The sequence below is a fragment of the Streptococcus oralis genome, assembly GCF_003943385.1.
In the GTDB taxonomy this organism is placed as follows: Bacteria; Bacillota; Bacilli; order Lactobacillales; family Streptococcaceae; genus Streptococcus; species Streptococcus oralis_CA.
Genome location: NZ_RJPI01000004.1, coordinates 103188 through 115047, shown reverse-complemented (window position 1 = coordinate 115047; position 11860 = coordinate 103188). Strand labels below are relative to the sequence as shown.

Below are 11860 nucleotides of genomic sequence, written 5' to 3'. Positions count from 1 at the left end.
CTTGTAAAGTATTTGAGGAGGAGACAATGCTAAGTGCAAAAGATGTGGTGAAAGCCCACAAAGTTTTAAGTGGTGTAGTAGTGAATACACCACTGGAATATGATCATTACTTATCGGAGAAGTATGGTGCTAAGATTTATTTGAAGAAGGAAAATGCTCAGCGTGTTCGTTCCTTTAAGATTCGTGGAGCCTATTATGCCATTTCACAATTGACAAAAGAAGAACGTGAGCGTGGTGTGGTTTGTGCATCAGCGGGGAATCACGCTCAAGGTGTCGCCTACACTTGTAAGGAGATGAAGATTCCCGCAACGATTTTTATGCCCATCACAACACCGCAACAAAAGATTGGGCAGGTTCGCTTTTTCGGTGGAGAGTTTGTGACAATCAAGTTGGTTGGGGATACCTTTGATGCTTCTGCTAAGGCAGCACAAGAATTTACCGTTTCAGAAAACCGTACCTTCATTGATCCTTTTGATGATATCCATGTTCAAGCTGGTCAAGGGACTGTGGCCTACGAAATTCTTGAAGAAGCCCGTAAAGAGTCTATTGATTTTGATACAGTACTAGTTCCGGTAGGTGGTGGCGGACTGATTGCAGGGGTTTCGACCTATATCAAAGAAACCAATCCCGCTATCGAAGTAATTGGTGTAGAAGCCAATGGAGCCCGCTCTATGAAAGCTGCCTTTGAGGCTGGGGGACCAGTTAAGCTCAAAGAAATTGATAAGTTTGCTGATGGGATAGCTGTACAGAAAGTTGGACAGTTGACCTATGAAGCAACTCGTCAGAATGTTGAAACTCTTATTGGAGTAGATGAGGGTTTGATTTCGGAGACCTTGATTGATCTTTATTCCAAGCAAGGAATTGTCGCCGAACCTGCTGGAGCGGCTAGCATTGCAGCCTTGGAAGTTCTATCGGACTATATCAAAGGTAAGACCATTTGTTGTATCATTTCTGGGGGAAATAACGATATTAACCGTATGCCAGAGATGGAAGAACGTGCCTTGATTTACGATGGCATCAAGCATTACTTTGTAGTCAATTTCCCACAACGTCCAGGGGCTCTTCGTGAGTTTGTAAATGACATCTTGGGACCAAATGATGACATCACTCGTTTTGAGTATATCAAACGGGCCAGCAAGGGGACAGGGCCGGTATTGATTGGGATTGCTCTTGCTGATAAGCATGATTATGCTGGCTTGATTCATCGGATGGAAAAGTTTGACCCATCTTATATCAATCTGAACGGAAATGAGACTTTGTATAATATGCTAGTCTAAAATAAATTTGCTATCATATTATTTGCCAATTTCCTATAATGATGCTATAATGATGGTGACGAAAGGGGGAGATTCCCATGGTTTTACATGTTTTACTTGTTCTCTTTATTCTAGTGCTGATTGCATCAGCGATTATTGTCAGCTCTGTGTATGTGGTACGACAACAGTCTGTCGCTATTATCGAGCGTTTTGGTAAATACCAAAAGTTGAGTAATAGTGGTATTCATGTACGAGCACCTTTTGGAATTGATAGAATTGCGGCCAGGGTGCAATTGCGTCTATTGCAAAGTGAGATCGTCGTGGAAACAAAAACGCAGGATAACGTCTTTGTGACCATGAATGTGGCGACTCAGTATCGAGTGAATGAGAACAATGTCACAGATGCTTACTATAAACTAATGAGACCAGAAGCTCAAATCAAATCCTATATTGAGGATGCCTTGCGTTCGTCCGTACCGAAATTGACCTTGGATGAACTATTTGAGAAAAAAGATGAAATCGCATTAGAAGTTCAAAAGCAAGTAGCAGAAGAAATGTCTACATATGGTTACATCATTGTAAAAACATTGATTACGAAGGTTGAGCCTGACGCTGAAGTTAAACAATCAATGAATGAAATCAATGCTGCTCAACGTAAGAGAGTCGCTGCGCAAGAACTTGCAGAAGCAGATAAGATTAAGATTGTGACCGCGGCAGAAGCAGAGGCAGAAAAAGATCGCCTACACGGTGTAGGGATTGCAGAACAGCGTAAGGCTATTGTTGACGGACTTGCTGATTCTATTCAAGAATTAAAAGGAGCCAATGTTGAACTCACGGAAGCCCAGATTATGTCCATCCTATTAACAAATCAGTATTTGGATACTTTGAATAATTTCGCAGACAATAAGGGCAATAATACCATCTTCCTACCAGCAAATCCTGATGGAGTTGAAGATATACGAACAAGCATATTATCAGCTTTAAAAGCTAAGTAATAATAATTCATTATTTGTTTTCAATAAGTAGATGTTTTTTGTAGATAATCCTAAAAGAATGGATATATTTCAGTATCGTAAAGAACAAAATAGGAGAAGAACATGGCTAAATCAAACTTTGAAAAAGTAGAATCAGTTGTTGGCTGGGTTCGTGATAAGAAAATCACAGGTTACCGTATCTCTAAGGAAACAAATGCACGTGAAATGTCAATTATTGCTTTGGCACAAGGTCGTGCAAAAGTGAAAAATATTTCATTTGAAACAGCCCTAGGCTTGATTGATTTTTATGATAAGAATCATGAAAAATTTGAAGATTAAACTAGGCTTACAGGCAGATTCTTAAAATGAATCTGCCTTTTGTTTTGCAAAGAGTTAGTAAAAAGACTACATATTTTATGCAGTCTTTGTTTGTTATTTGAGATAGCGCTGAAGAAATTCTCGCGTTCGTTCTTCTTTAGGGTTCGTGAAGAGGTCTTCTGGCTTGCCTTCTTCGGCAATGACACCCTTATCCATAAAGATGACACGGTGTGAGACATCGCGGGCGAACTCCATTTCGTGGGTGACGACGATCATAGTCAGGCCTTCTTGAGCCAGGTCTTGCATGATTTTAAGGACTTCTCCGACCATTTCTGGGTCAAGGGCAGATGTTGGTTCGTCAAAAAGGATGGCGTCAGGATTCATGGAGAGGGCGCGTGCGATGGCTACACGTTGCTTCTGGCCACCAGAGAGTTGTTTGGGTTTGGCTTGCCAGTAGCGTTCTCCCATGCCGACTTTTTCAAGATTTTCTTTGGCAATTTTTTCAGCTTCAGAGCGTTCTCGTTTAAGGACAGTCGTTTGGGCGACGATCGTATTTTCGAGAATATCGAGGTTTTCAAAGAGATTGAAGGATTGAAAAACCATTCCGAGCTTTTCACGATAGTGAGTAAGGTCATAGCCTTTTGCAAGGACGTTTTCTCCTCGGTAGAGAATTTCCCCCTCAGTAGGTGTTTCAAGTAGGTTGATAGAACGTAGGAAGGTTGATTTTCCGCTTCCTGAGCTCCCGATGATGGAGATAACCTCTCCTTTGTGAACTGACAGAGAAATATCTTTTAAGACTTCATTTTGTCCATAGGATTTTTTGAGGTGTTTAATTTCAAGAATGGGTTGATTCATTATTTCAAGTCCTCCGTTTGCATTTGATTAGCACCTGTAGTGTATGTATCCATGTCCATGCGTCTTTCGATGAAGCGCAAGATACGGGTCACTGTGAAGGTGAGGACAAAGTAAATCACGGCGATGATTGTAAATGTCTGGAAGTATTGATAGGTTTGAGTTGCTACAGTATTTCCTGAGAAATAAAGCTCAACAACTGAAATAACGTTCAATACAGAGGTATCTTTGATATTGATGACAAACTCATTACCAGTAGCAGGTAAGATATTGCGAACGACCTGAGGGAGGACAACCTTGCGCATGGTCTGATTATGGGTCATACCAAGAGCAGTTGCGGCTTCAAATTGTCCCTTGTCGACTGCTAGGATACCTCCACGGACGATTTCTGTCATATAGGCACCCGTGTTGATTGAAACGATGAAGATGGCAGCCAGTGTACGGTCGAGATTGATTCCGAAGGCTTGTGCTGTACCGTAGTAGATAACCATAGATTGAACAATCATCGGTGTACCACGGAAAATTTCAATATAGACATTAAGGATCCAGCCAAGTAGTTTTTGCAAGCCATAGATGGCCTTGTTTTCAGATAGAGGGGCTGTACGGAAGACTCCGATTGCAAGCCCGATAATAAGCCCTGCGATGGTTCCGATAATGGAGATCAAGAGTGTGATGCCAGCACCACGCAGGAGTTGTTGCCAGTTTTCAGAAAGGATCTTAGCGACTTGACTAAAGAAGCTACTTTCTTCCTCAGTTGTTGTCGCCTCCACTGGCTGCTCTTTAATCATCCGATCCATGAGAGCTACTTGTTCGTCCTTGGAAATGGTTTCGATGCTGGCATTGATTTGGCTGATACGGCTGTCATCTTTACGAAGACCAATGGCAATAGCGGTGTCTTCTTCGCCAGTTTTGAAACCTGGTTGAGGTTGAATCATTTTGAACTTAGCGTTGGCAGATTCAGCGGTCAGGGCTTCAGGGCGTTCTGAAACATAGGCATCGATGACACCTGCTTCAAGTGCTTGACGCATCTGAGCAAAATCCCCCATGGCTGTTTCCTTCTTGGCACCAGGGATTTGGGAAATCAAATCATAGAGATAAACGCCTTGTTGAGACGTGATTTTTGCTCCGCTAAAGTCGTTTAAAGATTTGGCGTTGGCATAGGCGGAGTCCTTTTTGACCAATAGAACGGGTTCACTAGTATAGTAACTGCTTGAAAAGGCAATTTCTTGTTTACGTTCAGCGGTTGGGCTCATACCGGCAATGATCATATCGATTTTGCCAGAAGTAAGGGCTGGAACAAGCCCTTCCCATTTGGTTTTCACGACCAAAGGTTCCTTGCCTAAGTCTTTGGCAATCTTTTTAGCAATTTGAACATCGTAGCCGTTGGCATATTGGTTGGTACCGTCGATTTTGACGGCGCCGTTACTATCATCGTCTTGGGTCCAGTTGAAGGGGGCGTAAGCTGCCTCCATCCCGATGCGTAAATATTCGTCAGCTTGGACCTGGCTAACTAGTCCCAGTGTAAGGGCTAGGCTAGCAAGGATAGATAAGCATAATTTTTTCATGTTTTCTCCTATTTCTAGTCTAAAAATGACTTCTCTATATTGTATCGAAAAATAGTGAGATTTTCAATACAAGTAAGCCTTTACTTATAAAAAATGATATAATGATAGCAAAGATAAAAAGGGGGATTGTGTTGTGAAAAAGACTTTTTTCTTGCTTTTATTTAGCTTGTTTTGTATTTTACCACTCTCTGTTTTTGCGGTTGATTTCAAGATTCGCTCTTATCAAGGTGATTTGTATATTCATGCAGATAATACAGCAGAATTTAGGGAGAAAGTAGTCTATTATTTTGATGAAGACTTTAATGGACAACTAGTAGGACTTGGCCGTTCTGGTAAGATGCCAAAGGGCTTTGAAATAGATTCCAGTCCAAAGGTTCAGGTATGGAAAAATGCTAGCGCCATTGAGAATGTCAATAGTGAAGTGATAGAAGAATCGGAAGGGTATACTGTAAAAGTGTATAATCCAGGCCAAGGGGGAGATACTGTTGAAGTGGTAATCACATGGCAATTAAAAAATCTCCTATTTCTATATGATGATATCGCGGAACTTAATTGGCAACCCTTGACGGATAGTTCAGAACCTATCGAAAATTTTGAGTTTCGGGTAATGGGCTTTAATGGAGCTGAAAAACTTTTCTTTCATACAGGGAAACTCTTTACAGAGGGCAAGGTAGAGAAGATGGATGGTGATTATCGTGTTCATTTGCAGAACCTACCTCGTCAGCGTGGGGTTGAATTGCATGCCTATTGGCCTAGAAAAGATTTTGGAACGGCTTTGGATCAGGGATTGAAGGGCAATCGTTTAGCAGAATTTGAAAAAATAGAGGAATCCATTACTGCTGAAAAAACTCAAAGTAAAGCTCTGGCTACGTGGATTATCCCTTTACTGCTCTCGATTTCTTTAGTCTTAAGTGTCATTTTCTACCACATTTACAGAAGAAAAACCTCCCCATCGAAGAAATATGACAAAAATCACCGTCTCTATGAACCGCCAATGGACTTAGAACCGATGGTTTTATCGGAAGCTGTTTACTCCACTTCTTTAGAGGAAGTCAGTCCCTTGACCAAGGGAGGAGGGAAGTTCACCTTTGACCAACTCGTTCAGGCAACTTTATTGGATGTGATCGACCGTGGAAATGTTTCAATCATCTCAAATGGAGACGAGATCCGTCTAAAAGTCGTAAAAGAAAAAGGATTGGCAAGTTTTGAAAAAGATTGCCTTAATTTGGCCTTTTCAGGAAGAGAAGAAGTGCTTGTTTCAGATTTGTTTGCAGATTACCAAGTGTCAACTAGTCTTTACCAAGGTGCAAAAGCAACTGATGAAAAACGGATTCAGAAAACGGGACGTAAGCTTAAGTCTTCTTTCGAGCAAGCTCTGAAGCAGATGCAGGATGGGGTGAGAAAGCGGGTTTCTTCTTTGCAACTTCCAGATTATTATCGTCCACTGAGTAATGGAGAAAAAATCCTGAGATTGACGATAGGTGTCTCTACGCTTCTACCTGCTTTCGTTGGTTTTGGCTGGTTCTTGTACAGTTTGGATGCTCACGGGTATCTTTCTCTGCCACTTCTTATCCTTGGGTTTGCAGGCTTGCTGTTAGCTGCCGTCTATTATTGGACGACCCGATTTGATACTCGTGATGGTGTTTTGAACGAAGAAGGACTAAAAGCATACTATCTCTGGACTAGTTTTGAAAACATGCTTCGCGATATCGCTCACCTAGACAAGGCAGAATTAGAAAGTATCGTTCTTTGGAATCGCCTCCTTGTCTATGCTACTTTATTTGGTTATGCGGACAAGGTGAGTCATTTGATGAAATCTTATCAGATTCAAGTTGAGAACCCAGATATCAATCTTTACGTAGCTTATGGCTGGCACAGTATGTTTTATCATTCAACTGCTCAAATGAGTCACTATGCTAGTATTGCAAACACAGCAAGTACCTACTCTGTATCTTCTGGAAGTGGAAGTTCGGGTGGAGGATTCTCAGGAGGTGGAGGCGGTGGTAGCATTGGCGCCTTCTAGAAAAATCTATCGCAACATCCGAAATTATGCTATAATAGAGGACAGAAAAAGGAGTAATGTATGTATTTTATTGAAATTTTGAAGTCAATCTTTTTTGGGATTGTTGAAGGAATTACAGAATGGTTGCCCATTTCAAGTACAGGACACTTGATCTTGGTGGAAGAATTTGTCCAATACAAGGACCAAAATGAAGCCTTCATGTCCATGTTTAATGTTGTCATTCAGCTTGGTGCCATTTTAGCAGTTATGGTCATTTACTTTAACAAGCTTAATCCTTTTAAACCAACAAAGGATAAGCTAGAAGTTCGTCGAACTTGGCAATTGTGGTCAAAAGTTCTCGTTGCGACCTTGCCCTTACTGTTGGTCTTTAAGTTGGATGATTGGTTTGATGCCAACTTCCACAACATGGTTTCGGTTGCCATTATGTTGATTATCTATGGTGTTGCCTTTATCTATCTTGAAAAAAGAAATAAGGCGCAAGCCATTGAACCAACAGTAACAGAGCTAGACAAGTTGCCTTATAAAACAGCTCTTTACATCGGACTTTTCCAAGTCCTCGCCCTTTTCCCAGGTACAAGCCGTTCTGGTGCCACTATCGTTGGTGGTTTGTTGAATGGAACTAGCCGTTCTGTCGTAACAGAGTTTACCTTCTACCTCGGAATTCCTGTTATGTTTGGGGCTAGTGCTTTAAAGATTTTCAAATTTATTAAAGCAGGTCAACTCTTGAGTTTTGGACAACTGTTCTTGCTCTTGGTTGCTATGGGTGTTGCCTTTGCAGTCAGCATGCTTGCCATTCGTTTCTTGACCAGCTATGTGAAGAAACACGACTTTACACTCTTTGGTAAATACCGTATTGTACTCGGTAGTGTCTTGTTGCTTTATAGTTTTGTGCGTTTGTTTGTATAAGAAAAAGCTTGAAGGGGGGCCTTCAAGCTTTTTAAAATCCTGTCACTGTAATTCCTAGTAGACGAACGCCTTTCTCTTTTTCAGCTAGTTCTTCGTAAAGTTGAAGGGCAGTTTGAGAAATCTGACTAGCGTCCTGTGTTGCTTGTGGGAGGCTTTTTCGTCTAGTCAGAGTGGAGAAGTCAGTATATCGTATTTTTAAGACAATGATTTTTCCAGCTTTGTCTTGTTTACTGAGATTGAGAGCTACTTTTTCAGAGAGAAGAGTCAGCTCTTTTTTGATGTCTTCTTCAGCCTGGAGAATTTTTCCATAGGTTTTCTCCTTGCCGATGGACTTACGAATGCGATTGGACTTGACTGGAGAGTTGTGGATGCCTCTGGCCTTCCGATAAAGGTCAAAACCGAGTCTGCCAAACCGATCGATTAAAGTGACTTCAGAAACGTCTAATAAGTCTGCGCCATTATAAATGTCCATTTCATGAAGCCTTTCCACTGTTTTCTTGCCCACTCCATGAAATTTAGAAATATCCATTTGTTTGAGAAATTCTTGGGCTTGGTCAGGGAGGATAACTGTCAAACCATGTGGCTTTTGATAATCGCTGGCCATTTTAGCTAGGAATTTGTTATAAGACACACCGGCTGAAGCGGTAAGGTGCAGCTCCTGCCAGATATCTTGTTGAATGAGACGAGCTATTTTGACAGCTGACTTGATACCGAGTTTATTTTCCGTCACATCCAAGTAGGCTTCGTCAATACTCATAGGTTCAATCAGGTCGGTGTAACGTTTAAAAATAGCTCGGATCTCAAGTCCCACAGTTTTGTATTTTTCATAATTTCCCGAGATAAAGACGGCTTGAGGACAACGCTCATAAGCTTCTTTAGAACTCATGGCTGAATGAACACCAAAAGCTCGCGCCTCGTAGCTACAAGTAGACACAACTCCCCGTCCGCCTGTTTGTCTGGGATCGCTCCCAATAATGACAGGTTTTCCTTTTAACTTAGGATTGTCTCTTATTTCCACCGCAGCAAAAAAGGCATCCATGTCGATATGGATGATTTTTCTGGACAAATCATTAATCAATGGAAATATGAGCATTTTGCTTCCTTTCTAGTGTCATTTTCTATTTATTATACCCTTTTTTCTGAAAAAATGGAAAAGAGTACTCATTCTTTCAAATATATAACACAGATTGCGNCGATAAACAGACTGTATTAGAAAAGAAAGTGATAAAAAAGCCTTTTTTCGCTTGTTGAAATCGGTTACTGTATGGTATACTGGTCTCATGAATGTAACAGATGACTGTTACTAGAAAGAAAAATGAGGACATTAACATGGTTGTTAAGACAGTTGTTGAAGCACAAGACATTTTTGACAAAGCTTGGGAAGGCTTCAAAGGCGTAGATTGGAAAGAAAAAGCAAGCGTTTCTCGCTTCGTTCAAGCTAACTACACACCTTACGATGGAGATGAAAGCTTCCTTGCTGGACCAACAGAACGTTCACTTCACATTAAAAAGATTGTAGAAGAAACAAAAGCTCACTACGAAGAAACTCGTTTCCCAATGGACACTCGTCCAACATCTATTGCTGATATCCCTGCAGGATTTATCGACAAAGAAAACGAAGTTATCTTCGGTATCCAAAACGATGAACTCTTCAAATTGAACTTCATGCCAAAAGGTGGTATCCGTATGGCTGAAACTACTTTGAAAGAAAATGGATATGAACCAGATCCAGCTGTTCATGAAATCTTCACTAAATACGTAACAACAGTTAACGACGGTATCTTCCGCGCTTACACTTCAAATATCCGTCGTGCTCGTCACGCTCACACTGTAACTGGTCTTCCAGATGCTTACTCACGTGGACGTATCATCGGTGTTTACGCACGTCTTGCTCTTTACGGTGCAGACTACTTGATGCAAGAAAAAGTAAACGACTGGAATGCAATCAAAGAAATTGATGAAGAAACAATCCGTCTTCGTGAAGAAGTGAATCTTCAATACCAAGCATTGCAACAAGTTGTTCGCTTGGGTGACCTTTACGGAGTTGATGTTCGCAAACCAGCGATGAACGTTAAAGAAGCGATCCAATGGGTTAACATCGCATTCATGGCTGTCTGCCGTGTTATCAACGGTGCTGCTACATCTCTAGGACGTGTGCCAATCGTATTGGATATCTTTGCAGAACGTGACCTTGCTCGTGGTACATTTACTGAATCAGAAATCCAAGAGTTCGTTGATGATTTCGTTATGAAACTTCGTACAGTTAAATTTGCTCGTACAAAAGCTTATGATCAATTGTACTCAGGTGACCCAACTTTCATCACAACTTCTATGGCTGGTATGGGTAACGACGGTCGTCACCGTGTTACTAAGATGGACTACCGTTTCTTGAACACTCTTGACAACATCGGTAACTCACCAGAACCAAACTTGACAGTTCTTTGGACTGACAAATTGCCATACAACTTCCGTCGCTACTGTATGCACATGAGCCACAAACACTCTTCTATCCAATACGAAGGTGTAACAACAATGGCTAAAGACGGATACGGAGAAATGAGCTGTATCTCATGCTGTGTGTCACCACTTGACCCAGAAAACGAAGATCAACGCCACAACATCCAGTACTTCGGTGCTCGTGTAAACGTTTTGAAAGCTCTTCTTACTGGTTTGAACGGTGGTTACGACGATGTCCACAAAGACTACAAAGTATTTGACATCGATCCTATCCGTGACGAAGTTCTTGAATTTGAATCAGTTAAAGCGAACTTTGAAAAATCTCTTGACTGGTTGACTGACACTTACGTAGATGCTTTGAACATCATCCACTACATGACTGACAAGTACAACTACGAAGCTGTTCAAATGGCCTTCTTGCCAACTAAACAACGTGCTAACATGGGATTTGGTATCTGTGGATTTGCTAACACTGTTGATACATTGTCAGCGATTAAATACGCTACCGTTAAACCAATCCGTGATGAAGATGGCTACATCTACGATTACGAAACAATCGGTGAATACCCACGTTGGGGTGAAGATGACCCACGTTCAAACGAATTGGCAGAATGGTTGATCGAAGCTTACACAACTCGTCTACGTAGCCACAAACTTTACAAAGACGCAGAAGCTACGGTATCACTTTTGACAATCACATCTAACGTTGCTTACTCTAAACAAACTGGTAACTCACCAGTCCATAAAGGTGTATACCTCAACGAAGATGGTTCTGTGAACTTGTCCAAACTTGAATTCTTCTCACCAGGTGCTAACCCTTCTAACAAAGCTAAAGGTGGCTGGTTGCAAAACTTGAACTCACTTGCTAGCCTTGACTTTGGTTACGCAGCTGACGGTATCTCATTGACAACTCAAGTTTCTCCACGTGCTCTTGGTAAGACTCGTGACGAACAAGTTGATAACTTGGTAACAATCCTTGATGGTTACTTTGAAAACGGTGGACAACACGTTAACTTGAACGTTATGGACTTGAACGATGTTTACGAAAAGATCATGTCAGGTGAAGACGTTATCGTACGTATCTCTGGATACTGTGTAAACACTAAATACCTCACTCCAGAACAAAAAACTGAATTGACACAACGTGTCTTCCACGAAGTTCTTTCAATGGATGACGCATTGAGCTAAGATTCAATTGTAATAGAGAAAAGCCAGTCGATATGACTGGCTTTTTGTGTGCTTAAAAATTTTTTAAAAAATAGTCAAATTTGGTCAAAAATCATTGACTTTTACTGACCAATGTGATATAGTAGAAACATAAGGAAAATGAATTCCTTAAAAAGCTTATTTTCAAGAAATTAGTCTTTGAGAATGAGCTATAGAATCCCAAGAAAGGGGTGAGGCCTATGTTTAATCTAACAGACTTTGAAAAGAAGATGATAAAAGGCTTATTTAAAAAAGAAAAACCAGAAATTATACGTAGGGTAGCTAGTTAGCTAGTCTAAAATT

General features: G+C 41.0%; 9 protein-coding genes. 6 read left to right on the top strand and 3 right to left on the bottom strand.

Annotated features, from left to right (window positions below):
• Nucleotides 1–26: 26 nt before the first annotated feature.
• From ilvA to D8803_RS04505, 3 genes are all read left to right on the top strand, one after another.
• The gene (ilvA, locus tag D8803_RS04515; protein WP_125424879.1) at nt 27–1277 is read left to right on the top strand and encodes a threonine ammonia-lyase IlvA; all 1251 of its coding nucleotides are present in this window, start codon (nt 27–29) and stop codon (nt 1275–1277) included.
• 77 nt (nt 1278–1354) lie between these two features.
• A complete protein-coding gene (locus D8803_RS04510; RefSeq protein ID WP_084974060.1) occupies nt 1355–2251 on the top strand; it encodes an SPFH domain-containing protein in 897 nt (298 codons plus the stop codon).
• 102 nt (nt 2252–2353) lie between these two features.
• Entirely contained in the window at nt 2354–2569 is a 216-nt protein-coding gene (locus D8803_RS04505; RefSeq protein WP_001130035.1) for a hypothetical protein, read from the top strand.
• Between the two features lie 93 nt (nt 2570–2662).
• On the opposite strand, the gene D8803_RS04500 is transcribed toward D8803_RS04505, so the two are convergent.
• The gene (locus D8803_RS04500) at nt 2663–3403 is read right to left on the bottom strand and encodes an amino acid ABC transporter ATP-binding protein (RefSeq protein ID WP_131200388.1); all 741 of its coding nucleotides are present in this window, start codon (nt 3401–3403) and stop codon (nt 2663–2665) included.
• Nucleotides 3403–4965, bottom strand: coding sequence for an ABC transporter substrate-binding protein/permease (locus D8803_RS04495; RefSeq protein ID WP_131200387.1), 1563 nt, complete (start codon nt 4963–4965; stop codon nt 3403–3405). Before D8803_RS04495 ends, D8803_RS04500 begins: the two co-directional genes overlap by 1 nt.
• Before the next feature lie 133 nt (nt 4966–5098).
• Between D8803_RS04495 and D8803_RS04490 the strand changes: the two genes are divergently transcribed.
• Nucleotides 5099–6988: a DUF2207 domain-containing protein gene (locus tag D8803_RS04490; protein ID WP_131200386.1), complete on the top strand. Its 1890-nt coding sequence runs from the start codon at nt 5099–5101 to the stop codon at nt 6986–6988.
• A gap of 60 nt (nt 6989–7048) precedes the next feature.
• Complete coding sequence (locus D8803_RS04485) at nt 7049–7894, top strand: undecaprenyl-diphosphate phosphatase (protein ID WP_131200385.1); 846 nt, start codon at nt 7049–7051, stop codon at nt 7892–7894.
• 31 nt (nt 7895–7925) lie between these two features.
• Here the strand turns inward: D8803_RS04485 and dinB are convergent, their stop codons facing one another.
• Nucleotides 7926–8987: a DNA polymerase IV gene (gene dinB / locus D8803_RS04480; protein WP_131200384.1), complete on the bottom strand. Its 1062-nt coding sequence runs from the start codon at nt 8985–8987 to the stop codon at nt 7926–7928.
• A 236-nt stretch (nt 8988–9223) separates the two neighbouring features.
• On the opposite strand from dinB, the gene pflB reads away from it, so the two are divergent.
• Nucleotides 9224–11539, top strand: a complete 2316-nt coding sequence (pflB, locus tag D8803_RS04475) for a formate C-acetyltransferase (RefSeq protein WP_025172329.1) — start codon at nt 9224–9226, stop codon at nt 11537–11539.
• The last annotated feature ends 321 nt before the right edge of the window (nt 11540–11860 follow it).